Genomic DNA, 16,053 nt, shown 5'->3' with positions numbered 1-16,053 from the left:
AAAAAGGTTTGATGTTATAAAATGGCTGTTAGTTCATCAAAATTATGGATGGTTGCCACCTGCCCGTTTTTTACTGTGCCAAACCCGTAGGCTGCAAAAATAAAAGGGACACCTGCCTGGGTAGCTGCATCGTAATCGCCCATCGTATCACCTACATAAACTGGTTTTTTAAGGTTGTTATCGGTCACGATATCACATATATTATCTGCTTTTGGTTTGCCCTTTGTGCCGTAGCATTGGTGCGCCAAAAAATAGGGGTGCATGTTATGCTGGTCAAGAAACAGTTCGATGTATCCTTTTTGGCAGTTACTTACAATATATAGCTTGTAATGCTGACTAAGTTTGGCTAAAGTGCCGGCCAGATTTGGGTATAGCGTACCACCTTGTTTATGCAATATGTTTAGCTCGCTTACCGAGCATAGCTGCATAACCTCCTGGCGTTGCTGGTGGTTTAAATAGGGAAACAGTTTTTCAAATATCTTATCATACGCCATACCGGTAATAGAGCGCACGCGTTCTTGTGTCATCACTTCATCTGTTGTATGCGGCGATAATTTGAGGGCGGCTTGCCAGGCATTAGCAACCGTTGCGGTGCTATCCCAAAGGGTACCATCCAAATCAAATATGATGCTATCGAATTTATTTTTTAAGCTCTCCATGATGCGGTATTCTGCCGCAAAAATAGCAGATTATTTTTAGCAGATAGTTTGCCTGGTATATTAATAACGCGGAAACTCGCCCAGGCTATAAATTACAGACATTACAGGAATAATGAGCAATAAAAATACCCTTGCCTGTTCTACTTTATTTGATTCGCCTTTAACAAATACGTGGTTAAGATCGGTTAATATGGTTTTAATTGCGTTCTTCATGGTAAACAATGTTAGTGTGATTTCTTGTTTATGTGACCATGAAGCATGTAAAAGGTTTAATAAGCTGGTGCAATCAATTATCCAACTTTATAATTTTCATATAAAATGGTATTATGGATATTCCAGTCCTCAATATCAATTAAGCCCGCCTGGGTTTGGTAGTGTGCGTTATCCTTAGGGCATTTTACCACATAGCCAGCACTATCTGTAAGCGCAATAATAGGCCTCGAACCACACTGTTTACAGATTTTGCAATAAATGGATTTAGGTATGGTAACATAGCCCTTCATAGCATGATATACGGATTTTTATTCCTTCCGGTTGTGAAGTAAGCGAAAAAAATTAAACCGGTAAAAATTATTTCGCATCATTAATTTCTATCCAGTATCCGTCGGGGTCTTGAATATAAACCTGCGATACGCCATCAACCCTGTGTTCAACCTGGCCTGCAATGCCTTTCCAGTTACGGTAAACAATTTTTTTATCATTTAAAAGGGCTGTAAATTTAGTGATGGATGGCACGCTGAAGCAAATATGGTCGCCTATAAGTTTTAGGGCAGGCGAGCAGTTGCCTTGTATAACATGCATAGCAACGTTTGGTGCAATATTGTACCAGGTATGTACAGTATCTTTAAAAGGGTTTGGTATTATTTTAAGGTTTAAAACCGAAGTATAAAATTCGTTGCTTTTTTTAAGGTTTTTTGAGCAAAGTGCTGCATGGTTAAATACCGCCTGCGCCTGGCTTGCAACCGGCAAGCAAATTAATAGTACAAAAGCAATTTTACAAAAGCCGTTTTTCAAAATATTTAATGATAACATATTTTACAATTATAAACTTGTTTTAAAGATACACATTGCAAATAATTATCGCAGGTATTGCAGTGTAAATTCAGGTAATTGCATACAAACACACCAGGATTGGTGTAATTAATACGATGATCCTTTGAATAACTTATTGATACTGCCGATTTAAAAATGTAGCTGGCTATATACACCAACCTTGCATGTTTCATTTACTTATACGTCACTATGTAACAACTTGGTGATACTTGCCCGGGCGGATTAAACTTTGCACTGATGGCACAGTTTAATATTTAAATAAACATAATTAAAACATAAAGCCATGAAAAAAGAAATTGTAAAAATGATGGCGTTACTACTTTTTGGCGCTGCGGTATTAACCGGTTGTTCGATAGAAAACAGAGGCCATAGGGGCAGGTATTATAACGACCGCTACCGGCATGACCACCGTTATGATAACCACGATCATGATGGGCGCTATTAATCATTAAACCAAATCATCCTTTAACAATATAATTTAAGCATTATGAAATATTTAAAAATTTTAGCCATAGCGGTTGTTGCCCTTTTGGGCGTTGAAGGTGCAAAAGCACAAGTAGTAGTAAGGGCCCATATTGGCACCCCCGCCCCGCGTACCGTGGTTGTGGAACGCCCGGTAGAACGCCGTGTGGTTGTGGTGAACAGGCGCCATTACCGGCCCCGTTATCGCCACAATGCAGTGGTGGTGAGGCGGGCTTATTATCGCCCGCATCGCAGGCACGTTGTAGTAAGGCATTATTAATAATAGGCCCCTGCTAAACAGGCAGGGGCTTTTTTTTGCCCGTTACTTATTTTAAGCAATCCGGATAATATTGCGCACCGGCTGATTTTACAAACCAATTACCTTTACTTTTTTATATTGCGGCCTAAAGGTTAAATATAAATGCAAAGAGGCGGTTTTTTTAAGGTTTTCCTGATCATTTCGGCAATTACCCTGCTGATGGACTGGTATGTATTCAATGGTTTACGTACCCTAACGGCCGACTGGCAATCGCGGCCTGCGCGTTTAATGGTTACCTGGGGTTTTTTGCTCATCTCTGTTGGCGTTACAGCAGTTTTCCTGATCGGGTTTGGCAGCTTTGGAACTGCCAAGGGGATGACACCTTTCCACGAGTGGATGCTGAGTTTATTCCTGACTTTTTTTGTAACCAAGCTGGTTTTTGTAATTGTACTTTCGCTGGGCGATCTGGGGCGTTTTATATATGGTATTGTGCATGCCGTAACTACCAACGGTAATACCGGCGAAACGTACTTCCCGTCGCGGCGTAAGTTTATCAGCGAAATTGCCATCCTTTTAGCCGCTATCCCTTTTACATCATTTTTTTATGCAATGGTAAGGGGTAAATATGATTACAAGGTACATCGCAAAACCATTTACTATGATGAGTTGCCTGATGCTTTTGACGGTTTTACCATAACCCAGCTGTCTGATATTCATTCCGGCAGCTTTGATAATGTAAGGGCTATGCAGCGCGGCATTGATCTGGCAAAAGCCCAACAGTCTGACCTGTTTGTTTTTACCGGAGACCTGGTAAACAACGCGGCATGGGAAATTGAACAGTATATAGATCGTTTCGGGCAGATCAAAGCACCTTTCGGGCAGTTCTCTGTACTGGGCAATCATGATTATGGCGACTATATCAAATGGGATAGCGAGCAGGAAAAGCGCGATAACCTGGCCAAACTTAAGCGCCACCATGCCGAACTGGGTTACCGCCTGCTGCTTGATGAGAATGTTGTGCTTGAAAAGGGCGGGCAAAAAATAGCTTTGATAGGGGTAGAGAACTGGGGAGAGGGCTTTGTACAAAAAGGCGACCTTGACCGTGCTTTAAAAGGCGCCGATTTGAGTGCATTTAAGATACTGCTCTCGCATGATCCAACCCATTGGGAAAAAAAGGTACGCCACCACCCGGTTGATGTTCATTTAACCCTATCCGGCCATACGCATGGTGCACAGTTTGGGATAGAAGCGGCAGGTTTAAAATGGAGCCCGGTAAAATACCGTTACCTGGATTGGGCCGGTTTAATAAACCGTAATAATCGTTATCTTTATGTAAACCGCGGCTTCGGCTTCCTGGCGTTTTCTGGCAGGTTGGGCATCTGGCCGGAAATAACGGTGATCACCCTCAAAAAAAAGAAGGCTATTGCCTAAATCAAAAGATATGAATACTGCTATTTTTCGTCAATTCTCAGATATTCCGGTAAAGGAAATTGCTCCGGGCTTTTTCTCTAAACTGATACACACAGCCAACAATACCATTAACTTTATTGAAGTAAAAGCAGGTAACAGCGTGCCCGATCATCAGCACATACAGGAGCAGTTATCTTTTGTGATAGAGGGGGAGTTTGAACTGACAGTGGATGGCGAAGTACAGATGCTGGATACCGGCTTATTTGCGGTGATCCCACCAAATGTACGCCACAGCGGTATGGCTATTACCGATTGTAAACTGATAGATGTATTTAGCCCCGTGCGCGAAGATTACCGTAATTTATAGGTAATGTATATTTAGTGATCCATTGCCAATTTAATACATTTACTGCATGGCTATTATACCTGCTACCGTTACAGATGTGCCCGAGCTTGTAGCATTGGTTAACTCCGGTTATCGTGGCGAGATCTCTAAAAAAGGATGGACAACCGAGGCTAACATGATAGATGGGCAGCGGATAGACAGCGAAGGAATCATCGAGCAAATGAGCGACCCTAACGCGGTTATCCTTAAAAATACTAATGAAGAAGGCTGCATAACCGGTTGTGTTTACCTGCAAAAACAAAGCGATAAACTTTATTTGGGTATGCTTACCGTATCGCCATTATTACAAGCCAATGGCTTGGGCAGGCAGCTATTAACAGCAGCCGAAGATTATGCCCGCAGTAACGGCCTCAACACGATTGTGATGACTGTTATCACCACGCGTACCGAACTTTTAGCCTGGTATCAAAGGCGTGGTTACACCAAAACCGGCCAGGTGTTGCCGCTGAATATAACCGAAAGGAACGGTATATTAAAGCAGCCGCTGGAGATGTATAAGCTGGAGAAAAAACTTATTTAGTTTCACAAAGGTAAGCTTACAAATCAGCACATGTTTTAAGAAGGCGGTGGTGGCTATACCGTTAAAATAGTTAAAATTCTTTTAAGTAAAATCTACTTTTGTTAATTTTAAGCTGCAACGCCGGGTACAAATCGGTGTCTTTTAATTAAATTGTTAAGAGATTTATGGATCAGCTACAGCCGCAGTTAAAAGATTTTATAATTGATTACTGTAACCGGTATAAAGTTTACCGGGTAGATGCCGCGCAGTTGCACCCCAATACCAGCATAGATCTTGACCTGGATATTTATGATATAGAGATAGACCTTTTTTTGGCTGAATTTGCCGAGCACTTTAAAGTAGATAATTCCAAATTTAGCTGGTATAAGTATGGTTATCCAAAAGGCTCGGCAAGGGTGCGGATGCTGAAGGCAATATTTGGCTATCAACGGCCATGGGTGAAAAAACTGGCCGGCTATTGTTATAAACCTAAGTTTAAAATAGCCGTTTTGCAAGATGCATTGCAAAACGGTAAGTTGCTATAATATTTAAGATAACTGTCGTGCCTGTCCGCCGGCCGGGGGCGGCATCTCACACTAAAAACGGATCCTGACAGGTTATTATTTACGATGTGGGGCCTGGTTTGGTAGCTAACAAACCGGGATGACAGTTTTTTAACATCACTATCATTACCGGATGATCTGGCCGTTTTCGCTTGCTGCAATGATAGCTGCAAGCCTGCTTAATTGCGTTTTTTCCTGCTTGGCTGTCATTACCCGGTGTATGCTTAACTTTTTATACCAGGGAGCCTGCTTCTGGAAAAAATCCCACGCCTTTTTGTTGTTTTTAAACTGCAGTTCGTATTCGTGTTTTAGCGCTATGGCCTCAACCTCAAAGCTGTACACGGCCGATCTTTCTTCCCTGCGTTTGGCATAGGCGGCAAGCCCGGCCGGCTGCATCAGGCCTTTTTCGGTTAGCAGGGCTACTTTTTTAATGTTTACAGCACTCCAGATACTGCCGGGCTTGCGCGGGGTAAAACGGATACAATAACTCTCTTCGCCCAATGATCTGCGTACACCATCTATCCAGCCAAAACATAAAGCCTCATCTACAGCTTGCGGCCAGGTAATGCCTGGCTTACCGGAGCCGGTTTTGTAAAAGCCAACCAGTAACTCTGTTTCTTTATCGGCATGCTTTTGCAGCCAGGCCCTAAAACTGGCCGGGGTTTCAAAAAAAACAGGTTCCATTACCGCTAATATATGGCAGGTTATGCTTTTTTAGATGTAGCTACAACAACAATACCTCCTGTAAGTAAAATACCACCCAGGTATGGCGGCCAGTTTACTGTTTTTTGCCTGTCGGCAGAGATTTGGATAGGGCCTGCATCTACAATTTTTTCTTTTTTGGTGTAGGTAAAGCCGGTCCATATCAGCATTGCTGCGCCTATTACAATAAGTACTATACCAATGGTTTTGTTCATGATGATAAGTTTTAATATGGAATGCAGTTAGACGATAATTGTTTGCAAATAAGATAATTATCGACCAGTTAAACATTATATTAAGGCTGGTTAAGCTGCTTTTTTAATTTTTTTTGGCCGATAAGCTTTTATAGATTAGGTTTGAAATAAGTTAAACTAAACACGCCCGGGCTTTAATAATGAAAGATGATCTGATACTGGAAACCATATCGGTGACCAAAAATTTTTTTGGCGATAAGTCTTCCGGCGTAAATAATATCACTGTTTTTATACCCAAAGGTAAAATTACAGCCATTGTTGGCGAAAGCGGAAGCGGTAAAACCACGCTGCTTAAGCTGCTGTCGGGCACCATGAAGCCAGATTCGGGCGATGTGTTTTTCCATGGAAACCCCTTGCCGGTACGTGCGGCACATATTACTGCAGCACACACAGTTATTACCATGGTTAGCCAGGATAATACCGATATGGATATGGCAGCCAATGTATGGGACAATGTAGGCAAAGCCCTGCCAACCGAAGATGCCAACTATAAAATACAAAAAACCACCCAGGCATTAAACCTGCTGGGCATATATGAACTGCGCGACCAGCCCTTCGGCAAACTGAGCGGTGGTGAAAAACAGCGTGTTACCATTGCCAAAGCCCTGATCAACCGGCCAGAAGTACTGATGCTGGACGAGCCCTTTAACCAGGTGGATGCCAACTACCGCGAAAGCTTGCAGCATGATATCCGGCAGATTGTAAAGGAGTGGGGGGTAACGGTGGTACTGGTATCGCATGACCCTGCCGAACTGCTTTCGATGGCCGACGAACTTATCGTGATAAAGGAGGGAGAAATAGTGGAATATGGCGCCCCCGAAACACTTTATAACGCCCCTAAATTACTTTATACCGCCCAAATACTGGTAAATTGCAGCGAGCTTACGGCCACGCAGGCTAAAGTTTGCGGCATCAGCACAAAACGGGGTACGGTGGTAATTTATGCCGAGCATATCACCATTTCATCTTTAGGGATGGGGGCCAGGTGGGTGGTTAAACAAATACTTTTTAAAGGCTTTTTTGAAGAACTCATCATCGAGCGCGACGAGGTGACCCTGCGCGTTATCAACTACGCCCGCCGTAAACATCCCGTGGGCAGCAAAATAGGTATCAGCATTAAAAAGTACTACGAATTTGGCAAGTGGCTATCATAAAAAGCAGCAATACTGTTAGAATCAAGCGTCAAAAAACGCTCTTTAGGGTAAATTGGGAATTGGTTCTTCGTTGGGAATGGCATAAGCTTCGTCAGTCTCGTTTTCTCTATCTATCCCAATCAATTAATCACTAATCTTAATCCGTTTCAGATAATCCTGTCAATCCTTAAATCCCTTAATTGTGTATCAGCCTACAATATACTTGCTGCCCGGCAGGTACGATAATATTTTGATAAGGATGTAAGTTACCGCAAAAGTGCTTATTGCCAAAACCGGTATCACCAGCACAGGCTGCTGCAGCCATTTATTGATAATAGGGAAAAGCTGTACCAATATTAAAATATGCGCCAGGTACATGCCGTAAGTAAGTGCCGAAAGTTTAGCCGCAAAGCTTTCTGCAGCGGCGCTTTTAAAGGTGATAACCCTGAACATCAGAAACAGCCCGGTTGCCATCATGGCTACATTAAGGGTAGGGAACGCCCAGGAGAGTTCCAGTTCGGGCAGATCTTTGGCAAAAGGCAGCTGGTGGGCAAATACCAGGTTGGTAATGGCATATCCAACCAAAACTAACAGCAACCCAAAAACAAAGCCCCGCGTTTTAGCAATGGTAACATACTGTTTAATATAATGGCCCAGCAGCAGGTAACCAATATAGCCCGAAAAATAATAACCGCTATGGTACTTGTTCCAGAAAGCTTCGCCTAAAAGTTCGGGGTAGATAGTTTTGATGTAGGGAAAGCACAGCGTAACAACCCAAAGCAGTAAAAAAAATTGTTTAAACTGTTTAGATGCCGTTTGCACCCAGGGCGAAAATATAGGGATGAACAGGTAAACACCTATCAGCATGTACACAAACCAAAGGTGCCCGGCGCTTGGCGCAAAGTTAATGGGGATGATATACAGATCGTGCCACATCTGCGCGGCGTTGGTTGTGCCCAGCAGGTAGGGTACAACGGCGTACATGGCGCTCCAGAATAAAAACGGGATGAGCAGCCGGGTAAACCTGCGCTTATAAAAAACACTCCCCGCCTCTTTTACAGGTAGCAGCAAATAGCCCGAGATCATGACGAACAATGGCACACAGGCCCGCATAAAGCTGCCGTAATTATTTACCCAGGTATGATGCTCGCGAATGATCTGCCCTTTATCGCCAATATAAAAAAACTCGCCCGAGTGTACGGTAAGTACCATCAGGCAGGCAAAAATCCGCAGTACATTTAAATATGCGGTGGGGCTGCTTTTAAAAGCGAGATCCGTTTGGGTAGTTGCAGGCATGGTTTAATTGATTGATTGCCTAATTTATGTAAATCTGCCGTAAATTACAGGGTTGTATAAAAATTTGGTGGTGCTGTCCGTTAAAAAATTGATGTTTTTTACAGGGGCTTGGCAGTATCTTTAGCTTTGCCTATCTTTAATAAGTGTATAAGCAGGCGTAGCAATTGATGGCAAAAAATAAAACAACCGAAACCGTAATTAACGTATCTGATTTTATTGATGCTTATGCAGACAACGCGCAAAAAAAGGCGGATAGTTTTCGTTTAATTGAGTTGATGACGGAATGGTCGGGTTTTGAGCCCAGAATGTGGGGGCCAACTATTGTTGGCTTTGGAAGTTATCACTATAAATATGCAAGCGGGCACGAAGGCGATGCCCCGCTGATCGGTTTTTCGCCCCGCAAAGCGGCATTCTCGCTTTATGTTTATTCGCCTGCTCAAGAGCATCAACATCTGTTAAACAACCTGGGCAAATTTAAAATGAACAAAGCCTGCATCTACATCAAAAAACTGTCGGATATTGATGTGGCAACACTTCAGGAGCTTTGCAGGGCCACTATTGCCTATCTGCACACGCATCACCAATGTGCATGCAGGGCATAAGTTGTAAAAACAAGCAGGCAACAGTGCCCGATGCTGATATTTACCATACATTACACCTGTTTTTTACAAACCTGGCATTACCTAAAACTTAGCCACTGTTAAGTGGTTTTAACTATACATCTATTTAAGCTATGGCATTTATTGATTATTATAAGATATTGGGCATAAGTAAAACCGCTACTGATAAAGAAATTAAAAGCGCTTACAGAAAGCAGGCCCGCAAGTACCACCCCGATGTAAACCCCAACGACCCGGAAGCCGAAAAACAGTTTAAACAGGTTAACGAGGCTAACGAAGTTTTAAGCGACCCCGATAAGCGCAAAAAATACGATAAGTATGGCGAAAACTGGCAGCATGGCGAGGCTTACGAGCAGCAAACAAGGCAGCAGGGCCAGCAACGCAGCTACGGCGGCGGGCAAAGCCAAAGTGGGTTTGATTTTGGCGGCATGGGGGGCGATTTTTCCGACTTTTTTAACTCCATGTTTGGCGGCGGCCCTGCAGGGGGTAATAGCGGCCGGCAGTCGGCCAGGTACCGCGGGCAGGATTTGAACGCTACGCTGCAGTTAGAACTGCGCGATACGCTCGAATCAAAGAAACAAACCATTACCGTTAACGGTAAAAATATTCGCCTTACCATCCCCGCGGGGATAGAGAACGGCCAAACCATTAAAATTACCGGGCATGGCGGTGCGGGCAGTAACGGGGCACCGGCGGGCGATCTGTACATTACCTTCAATATCCCCGAAAACCCGGATTTTAAACGGGTGGGGAGCGACCTGTACCGTACAATTGATGTAAACTTATATACAGCTGTGCTGGGCGGCGAGATCACGGCAGATACCCTAACAGGTAAGGTAAAACTAAAAGTGGCTGCCGGTACGCAACCGGGTACCAAGGTAAAGCTAAAGGGTAAGGGGGCGCCTTTGTATAAAAAAGACGGGCAGTTTGGCGATCTGTATCTTACCTATAATATACAGCTGCCTGCCAGCCTTACCCCTAAACAAAAAGAGTTATTTGAAGAACTGGCTAAATCATAAAACCTATGAGAACCGAAAATTTAATAACCGTAAACGATTTTTGCGTGTACCACAACGTGGCATACCATTTTGTTGATTACCTGGCCGAAGCAGGCCTGGTAAAAGTAACCCAGGTTAATAAAACCAGCTGCATACCTGTAGATGAGATACAAAAGCTGGAGCGGCTGGTGCGCCTGCACAACGACCTGGAAATAAACGAACCGGGCGTGGCCACCATAAATAATTTACTGCAAAGGCTGGAAGATATGCAGCAGGAAATGAATGTTTTACGTAGCAGATTGCGGCTATATGAAAGCTGATATTCCAAAAAAGAGTAAACTTTAATTAAACCATGGCAGGCCGGTACGGTCATAGATACAAATGAAACAATAATTGTATCTAAAATTCATTACCATGAAAACGATTAAAATTGCCATTATAGCATTAGTATTAACACTGGGTGCACAGTTTGCAAAGGCACAAGTTAGAGTAGGGATAGGTGTACATATTGGCACCCCGGTAAGATATGTGGAAAGGCCATATTATGATGATGATTACAACCGTGTAGTTTATTACGACAGGCCGGTTGTAGTACGCAGGGTGTATGCCCGCCCGGTTTACAGGGAACGCTATTACGAGCGCCCGGTTTATCGCCAGGTGGTTTACAGGGAACGCGGCTGGGGCAGAGGCCGCGGATGGGGCCACGGGCATGGCAGAGGCCACGGCAGGTGGTAATTATTAAATATCAGTATAACACAAAGCCCTTCGTAACCGGAGGGCTTTGTGTGTTTTAGGGCAGATGTAGGTGTAAACAACAAAACTGCGCTGCAGGTAATATTTTCCGGTTATTAAAAATCGTGATACAGGTTTCTGAAGCTGCTGCGCAGACCAAAGCTTATCAGCGCAGTTTTTTTATCGCTGAGGGCATTTTTTTCCTGGCGGTAAAGGCCGCTCAATTCTAAACGCATATTATATTGGGGGTTGATCAGGAAGGATACCGTACCTTCTGCATAGTACAGATTGGTATTAATACCCTGACCTACCTTAGTGCTGTTTTGCGTAGGTACAAATGGTTTGGTTACATCTTTACCGTTGTTTTCGCCGGCAACATCCAACCCGTATTTGGCGTACATTAACTGGCCCTGAAAATCAAACCGGCCGGTGGTATAGTTTAAAATACCATTCAGTTCCCTAAAATTAGCGCCGAATGGGTCGCCAAGCGGCTGGCTGTAATAGGTGTAGGCGCTGATAGAGGCGGGGTTGCTGTAAGTGTAGGGCTTAACGGTATTATACTCTAATAAATAGTTAAAATTCTTTACACCAAATATATCTGCCCCCCTTATCCCCAACTGGTAGCCATTGGTATTATCGGTGTTATTGCTTTCAAAAAAGTTACTTGCTTTAAATCGGTCAATCAGTAACTGGCCGTAAAGGGCGGTTTTGTTAAATATTTTATACTTGCCGGTAAAACCAACCAAAGCGTTGCCCGGCTGCGATGAAGGGCCAAAGCTGCTTACAAAAAGCACAGGGTTAATAAAATTAACGTCAAAACCGCGGCGGTTGCCCTGCGCATCAGCCTCGGGGACAATGTAGGCGTTAAAAAATCCTAACGACAGGCTGTTGGTTACATTCCAATCTAAATAGTGGAACAGGGCCCACTTGCGGCGGTTGCTGCCAAAACTATCAAATTTGGGCTGGTTAATATCTTGCATGTAAGTCCACATGGCCATATACTGCACGTTGCCCAGGTTGGCTGTTACCCTTAGCAGTGGCGCCGGTGCCGAAAAATCTGACAATAGTAAAGACCGGTAACCATCGCCGATAAAAGTTTTGTCCTGCCCTAAGGTAACATTTAAATAATTTGTTGGCGTGTATGATAAAATGGCCGTGGCATAAGAGTAGTCGCGGTAGCTTTTGCCCGGTGCCCTGTCATAAGCCTGGCCGGGTACAAAGGCAATCTGGTTAACATAGTCAGTATAATAATCAGGGAAAGCCGCCTGGTTTTCATAACCGCTGGTGTAGAAAGAAAATTTGGTACCCACCGTGCCCCCAAACTGAAAGCCACGCGTATTTAAGCCTATTTTAGAGCTGGGCCCGAAACCGATGGGTTTAAATTTTTCTTTTTGGTCTGTTTTATCCTCAAAATCGTGCCCAAAGGTATTTTCTAAAAGCAGGTCGCCGTAAAAGGTATATTCTTTAGTTTTAACATCTATCAGGTGCTCGTTAAATAATTTGCGTAAAAACCAGTTTTTGCGGGTACTGTCAACACCCACGTTCATCAATTGATTATAACGCTTATTTAGCGTGCTATCTATCAAAAAAGGGCGCAGCGAAGTATGCATGCGGGTGCTTTTTGAATAAACATCGGCATTGAATTTTTGATAGAACTGGTATGAATGCGGTAAATAAACAGATTGTGCTTTACCAACCTTAACAGTTAGCGTTATTATACACAGTAATAAAATAAATTTACCTGCAGGCTTTGTAAAGATTTTTTGCATACGCAGCAAAATAAGCGTAATTTATTGTAACATTAAAATTTAAGCAACTATTAAAATATTGCTGCATAAAAGCTTAACGGTTAAAATCTGTTAAAATTTAGCTAAACCTGTAAGGTACTGTATCGCCATACTGCAAAAAATAGTGATATTTGCCGGGTTTACTTACACCTTATGGGGATGCAATACAATAAAATTAATAATCTTTTTGGCTGGCTTTGCTTTTTAATCGCGTCAGCAACCTATATTTTAACCTTAGAGCCATCTGTAAGTTTTTGGGATTGCGGCGAATTTATTTCCTGCGCCTACCGGCTGCAGGTATCGCACCAGCCGGGTTATCCGCTGTTTGCTATGCTGGGCAAGGTGTTTTCGCTGCTCTCGTTGGGCGATAATACCAAGGTGCCTTATTATACCAATTCTATGGCGGCAATTGCCAGTGCCGCCGCCGTGATGTTCCTGTTTTGGACGATAACGGCCATAGCCAAAAAACTGCTTGCCGGCCGCGAAAAAACTTTTGGCAATGCCCAAACCATGGTAATAATGGGTGCCGGCCTGGTTGGCGCACTTGCCTTTACCTATACCGATACCTTTTGGTTCTCGGCTGTAGAAACCATTGTGTTTGCCTTATCGCAGCTGTGTATTGCTGTGGTATTTTGGGCCATACTTAAATGGGATGCCCATGCAGATGAGCCGGGCGCAGATAAATGGATAGTATTTATTGCCTATGTAATGGGGCTTTCTATCGGCATCCACCTGTTAAACTTGCTTACCATACCGGCCATAGCGCTGGTATATTACTTTCGCAGGTATAAAAATATTACCACTAAAAGCGCCCTGGTTGCTTTCCTTATCAGTATCGTGATACTGGGGTTTGTGCAGTACGGCATCAGGGGTTATACCATAAAATTTGCTGCATTTTTTGATCTGTTTTTTGTAAATACGCTTGGCCTGGGCTTTGGCAGCGGTGCGTTAGTATTCTTTTTAATATTGATATGCTGCATTGTGGGCGGTATTATTTACAGCATCCGTGCTAAAAAGCCTGCGTTAAACCTGGTATTTTTGTGTATAGCTTTCATTTACTTTGGGTATGGTTCGTTTGCGTATATCCCTATCAGGGCAACGGCAAACACCAATTTAAATAACTCGCACCCGGATAATGCCTTTATCCTTTATGGTTACTTAAACCGCATTCAATATGGCGAAAACCCCCTGCTTACCGGCCCGTACTTTGATGCGCAGATAACCGGCCAAACAGAGGGCAGCACCATTTACCGCAAAGGCGAAAAAAAATATGAGGTTGCCGGCCAGCGGTCAACCTATCAGTACGATCATACCACCATTTTGCCGCGTATGTACAGTACCGATGGCAGCGACGTGGGTTTTTACCGGGGCTGGCTGCAAATACCCGAAGGGCAGGCACCAACCTTTGCCGATAATATAAAGTGGATGGCCAGCTGGCAGATCTACCAGATGTATTTCCGTTATTTTTTATGGAATTTTGTAGGCCGGTATAATGATCAGGACGGGCAGCAAAGCACCGAGGGTGTAGATGGCAACTGGACCAGCGGCATCCTGGATGGCGGCAGGCACCTGCCAAAAGCTGTAGTGAACAGCCCAACTTACACCCCGCTTTATGCGCTGCCGTTTATTTTAGGGATGATAGGCATGATCTATCATTTCCAAAACAAAAAACGCGACGCGCTGATTATTGCGCTGCTATGGTTTTTTACCGGGCTGGCTGTTGTATTATACGTTAACCAGCCATCAGTGCAGCCACGGGAGAGGGATTACTCTTACGTGGGGTCGTTTTATGCCTTTGCCATCTGGATAGGTTTGGCCGTGATAGCTATTGCCGACGGCATCAGCAAAAAGGTTAATGCCCGTACGTCAGCTTATATAGCTACCGGTATATGCCTGCTGGCGGCCCCGGTGCTAATGGCCTTTAAAGAATGGCCGGGTCATGATCGGTCTACTAAAATGACGCCGCACGATATGGCTTATAATTACCTGATATCCTGCCCGCAAAATGCTATTTTATTTACCTATGGCGATAATGATACTTACTCGTTATGGTATGATCAGGAAGTGGAGGGCATTCGTCCGGATGTGCGCATTGTAAACCTGAGCCTGTTTAGCGGCGACTGGTACATCCGGCAGATGCAGAAGAAGATGAACCAATCGGCCCCGTTACCCATTACCATGCCTTATGATAAGTATAAGGATGGGGTGAGGGATGTGATCTATTTTAACGATTCGAAAATTGAGGGGCCCGTTGAATTAAAGGATGTTTTTGATTTTTTAACCTCGGACGATAAAAACATACAGGGGCAAAACCAAAGCGGCGAAAGTGTAAACTATTTACCTACCAAAAACTTTAAAATAACGGTTAATGCCGATGACGTGATGAAGAATAACGTGATCACACCGGCACAAAAGGGGCAGTTGGCTAATACGGTGGAGTGGAAATACACTTCAAACTATGTAACCAAGGATAACCTTGCCCTGCTGGATATTCTGGCGCATAACAACTGGAAAAGGCCCATTTGCTTTACCACCACTATTGGCAACAGCAACCTGATAGGTTTACAGCCTTATTTATATAAAGAAGGTTTTACTTACCGCCTGCTGCCGTTAAAGCCCGATACCGCTAACCACGATCAGCTAAGTAAAACTAATAGCCTGGTGATGTACAATAACATGATGAACAAGTTTAAATACGGTAAATTCAAAACCGCTAAATTCCTGGATCATGAATCGACCAATATGTTTTACCCGGTGCTTACCACCACATTTTTAGACCTGGCCGAAAGCCTGGTTAAAGAAGGACACCCGGATATGGCCTTAAAGGTGCTGCACAAATTTGATGATGAACTGCCCGAAGACCTGTACCCGTACATTGATGTTGCCGCGCGTAAGATGTACCTGGCGCAAATAGCTTACCAGTTAAGCGATAACAAACTGGGCAATAAGTTTATAGAGAACATTGATAAGTTTTTGGTAGATCAGCTGGATTATAACTATTACCTGCTTAAAGATAACCCCAGCCGGGTAAACACCCGCGACGTGCAAATAGGCATGCAGGTATTAAATACCATGGCCGACTATTCCAAAACAGCCAGCCAAACAACCCTGGCCAACAAACTGCAGGCACAGGTAAAAGATTACCTTGCCAAGTTTGCACCGTTACTGGGGCAGCAATAACAAAATGTACTAAAAAGCCCTGCAGAGCGATACTGAACTG

At 43.7% G+C, this 16,053-nt stretch carries 19 protein-coding genes; 12 read left to right on the top strand and 7 right to left on the bottom strand.

All coding sequences use genetic code 11. From position 1 onward, the window contains the following. Window positions 1-14: 14 nt before the first annotated feature. The 3 genes from E2R65_RS02760 to E2R65_RS02755 all read right to left on the bottom strand — a co-directional run bounded on the left by E2R65_RS02760 (window position 15) and on the right by E2R65_RS02755 (window position 1,691). On the bottom strand, window positions 15-659 hold the full coding sequence (locus tag E2R65_RS02760) for an HAD family hydrolase (protein WP_134334940.1): 645 nt from the start codon (window positions 657-659) through the stop codon (window positions 15-17). Window positions 660-719: 60 nt separating this feature from the next. Then, window positions 720-872, bottom strand: coding sequence for a hypothetical protein (locus tag E2R65_RS19555; protein WP_158285200.1), 153 nt, complete (start codon window positions 870-872; stop codon window positions 720-722). Window positions 873-1,229: 357 nt separating this feature from the next. Continuing rightward, window positions 1,230-1,691, bottom strand: coding sequence for a VOC family protein (locus tag E2R65_RS02755; RefSeq protein WP_134334939.1), 462 nt, complete (start codon window positions 1,689-1,691; stop codon window positions 1,230-1,232). 304 nt (window positions 1,692-1,995) lie between these two features. Between E2R65_RS02755 and E2R65_RS19550 the strand changes: the two genes are divergently transcribed. The 6 genes from E2R65_RS19550 to E2R65_RS02730 all read left to right on the top strand — a co-directional run bounded on the left by E2R65_RS19550 (window position 1,996) and on the right by E2R65_RS02730 (window position 5,293). Then, on the top strand, window positions 1,996-2,157 hold the full coding sequence (locus E2R65_RS19550) for a hypothetical protein (RefSeq protein WP_158285199.1): 162 nt from the start codon (window positions 1,996-1,998) through the stop codon (window positions 2,155-2,157). A gap of 42 nt (window positions 2,158-2,199) precedes the next feature. Beyond that, complete coding sequence (locus E2R65_RS02750; RefSeq protein ID WP_134334938.1) at window positions 2,200-2,454, top strand: hypothetical protein; 255 nt, start codon at window positions 2,200-2,202, stop codon at window positions 2,452-2,454. A gap of 141 nt (window positions 2,455-2,595) precedes the next feature. Further along, window positions 2,596-3,864 (top strand): metallophosphoesterase, encoded by a 1,269-nt coding sequence (locus E2R65_RS02745; RefSeq protein WP_134334937.1) that lies wholly within the window; start codon window positions 2,596-2,598, stop codon window positions 3,862-3,864. Window positions 3,865-3,874: 10 nt separating this feature from the next. Further along, window positions 3,875-4,210, top strand: coding sequence for a cupin domain-containing protein (locus E2R65_RS02740; protein ID WP_134334936.1), 336 nt, complete (start codon window positions 3,875-3,877; stop codon window positions 4,208-4,210). Window positions 4,211-4,256: 46 nt separating this feature from the next. Then, complete coding sequence (locus E2R65_RS02735; protein ID WP_134334935.1) at window positions 4,257-4,769, top strand: GNAT family N-acetyltransferase; 513 nt, start codon at window positions 4,257-4,259, stop codon at window positions 4,767-4,769. A 164-nt stretch (window positions 4,770-4,933) separates the two neighbouring features. Then, window positions 4,934-5,293, top strand: a complete 360-nt coding sequence (locus E2R65_RS02730; protein WP_134334934.1) for a DUF1493 family protein — start codon at window positions 4,934-4,936, stop codon at window positions 5,291-5,293. Between the two features lie 144 nt (window positions 5,294-5,437). Here the strand turns inward: E2R65_RS02730 and E2R65_RS02725 are convergent, their stop codons facing one another. Continuing rightward, window positions 5,438-5,995, bottom strand: a complete 558-nt coding sequence (locus tag E2R65_RS02725; protein WP_134334933.1) for a YdeI/OmpD-associated family protein — start codon at window positions 5,993-5,995, stop codon at window positions 5,438-5,440. A 20-nt stretch (window positions 5,996-6,015) separates the two neighbouring features. Beyond that, on the bottom strand, window positions 6,016-6,228 hold the full coding sequence (locus E2R65_RS02720; RefSeq protein WP_134334932.1) for a hypothetical protein: 213 nt from the start codon (window positions 6,226-6,228) through the stop codon (window positions 6,016-6,018). Between the two features lie 179 nt (window positions 6,229-6,407). On the opposite strand from E2R65_RS02720, the gene E2R65_RS02715 reads away from it, so the two are divergent. Continuing rightward, window positions 6,408-7,421: an ABC transporter ATP-binding protein gene (locus tag E2R65_RS02715; RefSeq protein WP_134334931.1), complete on the top strand. Its 1,014-nt coding sequence runs from the start codon at window positions 6,408-6,410 to the stop codon at window positions 7,419-7,421. A gap of 186 nt (window positions 7,422-7,607) precedes the next feature. Here the strand turns inward: E2R65_RS02715 and E2R65_RS02710 are convergent, their stop codons facing one another. Beyond that, on the bottom strand, window positions 7,608-8,696 hold the full coding sequence (locus E2R65_RS02710) for an acyltransferase (RefSeq protein WP_134334930.1): 1,089 nt from the start codon (window positions 8,694-8,696) through the stop codon (window positions 7,608-7,610). Window positions 8,697-8,863: 167 nt separating this feature from the next. Here E2R65_RS02710 and E2R65_RS02705 point away from each other — a divergent pair, with 167 nt between their 5' ends. From E2R65_RS02705 to E2R65_RS02690, 4 genes are all read left to right on the top strand, one after another. Then, the gene (locus E2R65_RS02705; RefSeq protein WP_134334929.1) at window positions 8,864-9,298 is read left to right on the top strand and encodes a DUF1801 domain-containing protein; all 435 of its coding nucleotides are present in this window, start codon (window positions 8,864-8,866) and stop codon (window positions 9,296-9,298) included. Window positions 9,299-9,429: 131 nt separating this feature from the next. Continuing rightward, window positions 9,430-10,335, top strand: a complete 906-nt coding sequence (locus E2R65_RS02700; RefSeq protein ID WP_134334928.1) for a DnaJ C-terminal domain-containing protein — start codon at window positions 9,430-9,432, stop codon at window positions 10,333-10,335. Between the two features lie 5 nt (window positions 10,336-10,340). After that, window positions 10,341-10,634, top strand: coding sequence for a chaperone modulator CbpM (locus E2R65_RS02695; protein WP_134334927.1), 294 nt, complete (start codon window positions 10,341-10,343; stop codon window positions 10,632-10,634). Between the two features lie 94 nt (window positions 10,635-10,728). Beyond that, on the top strand, window positions 10,729-11,049 hold the full coding sequence (locus E2R65_RS02690; RefSeq protein ID WP_134334926.1) for a hypothetical protein: 321 nt from the start codon (window positions 10,729-10,731) through the stop codon (window positions 11,047-11,049). Between the two features lie 113 nt (window positions 11,050-11,162). On the opposite strand, the gene E2R65_RS02685 is transcribed toward E2R65_RS02690, so the two are convergent. After that, window positions 11,163-12,815, bottom strand: a complete 1,653-nt coding sequence (locus E2R65_RS02685) for a gliding motility protein RemB (protein ID WP_134334925.1) — start codon at window positions 12,813-12,815, stop codon at window positions 11,163-11,165. 177 nt (window positions 12,816-12,992) lie between these two features. Between E2R65_RS02685 and E2R65_RS02680 the strand changes: the two genes are divergently transcribed. Next, on the top strand, window positions 12,993-16,013 hold the full coding sequence (locus tag E2R65_RS02680) for a glycosyltransferase family 117 protein (protein WP_134334924.1): 3,021 nt from the start codon (window positions 12,993-12,995) through the stop codon (window positions 16,011-16,013). Window positions 16,014-16,053 lie beyond the last annotated feature (40 nt).

This window comes from Mucilaginibacter phyllosphaerae (assembly GCF_004378255.1).
GTDB classification, from domain to species: domain Bacteria; phylum Bacteroidota; class Bacteroidia; order Sphingobacteriales; family Sphingobacteriaceae; genus Mucilaginibacter; species Mucilaginibacter phyllosphaerae.
The sequence above is the reverse complement of the archived record's forward strand: the minus strand, read 5'-3'. Positions and strand labels throughout refer to the sequence as shown.

Coding starts and splice junctions, on each gene's coding strand:
- E2R65_RS02760 (WP_134334940.1), bottom strand. CDS start 659: ATGGAGAGCTTAAAAAATAAATTCGATAGCATCATATTTGATTTGGAT.
- E2R65_RS19555 (WP_158285200.1), bottom strand. CDS start 872: ATGAAGAACGCAATTAAAACCATATTAACCGATCTTAACCACGTATTT.
- E2R65_RS02755 (WP_134334939.1), bottom strand. CDS start 1,691: ATGTTATCATTAAATATTTTGAAAAACGGCTTTTGTAAAATTGCTTTT.
- E2R65_RS19550 (WP_158285199.1), top strand. CDS start 1,996: ATGAAAAAAGAAATTGTAAAAATGATGGCGTTACTACTTTTTGGCGCT.
- E2R65_RS02750 (WP_134334938.1), top strand. CDS start 2,200: ATGAAATATTTAAAAATTTTAGCCATAGCGGTTGTTGCCCTTTTGGGC.
- E2R65_RS02745 (WP_134334937.1), top strand. CDS start 2,596: ATGCAAAGAGGCGGTTTTTTTAAGGTTTTCCTGATCATTTCGGCAATT.
- E2R65_RS02740 (WP_134334936.1), top strand. CDS start 3,875: ATGAATACTGCTATTTTTCGTCAATTCTCAGATATTCCGGTAAAGGAA.
- E2R65_RS02735 (WP_134334935.1), top strand. CDS start 4,257: ATGGCTATTATACCTGCTACCGTTACAGATGTGCCCGAGCTTGTAGCA.
- E2R65_RS02730 (WP_134334934.1), top strand. CDS start 4,934: ATGGATCAGCTACAGCCGCAGTTAAAAGATTTTATAATTGATTACTGT.
- E2R65_RS02725 (WP_134334933.1), bottom strand. CDS start 5,995: ATGGAACCTGTTTTTTTTGAAACCCCGGCCAGTTTTAGGGCCTGGCTG.
- E2R65_RS02720 (WP_134334932.1), bottom strand. CDS start 6,228: ATGAACAAAACCATTGGTATAGTACTTATTGTAATAGGCGCAGCAATG.
- E2R65_RS02715 (WP_134334931.1), top strand. CDS start 6,408: ATGAAAGATGATCTGATACTGGAAACCATATCGGTGACCAAAAATTTT.
- E2R65_RS02710 (WP_134334930.1), bottom strand. CDS start 8,696: ATGCCTGCAACTACCCAAACGGATCTCGCTTTTAAAAGCAGCCCCACC.
- E2R65_RS02705 (WP_134334929.1), top strand. CDS start 8,864: ATGGCAAAAAATAAAACAACCGAAACCGTAATTAACGTATCTGATTTT.
- E2R65_RS02700 (WP_134334928.1), top strand. CDS start 9,430: ATGGCATTTATTGATTATTATAAGATATTGGGCATAAGTAAAACCGCT.
- E2R65_RS02695 (WP_134334927.1), top strand. CDS start 10,341: ATGAGAACCGAAAATTTAATAACCGTAAACGATTTTTGCGTGTACCAC.
- E2R65_RS02690 (WP_134334926.1), top strand. CDS start 10,729: ATGAAAACGATTAAAATTGCCATTATAGCATTAGTATTAACACTGGGT.
- E2R65_RS02685 (WP_134334925.1), bottom strand. CDS start 12,815: ATGCAAAAAATCTTTACAAAGCCTGCAGGTAAATTTATTTTATTACTG.
- E2R65_RS02680 (WP_134334924.1), top strand. CDS start 12,993: ATGCAATACAATAAAATTAATAATCTTTTTGGCTGGCTTTGCTTTTTA.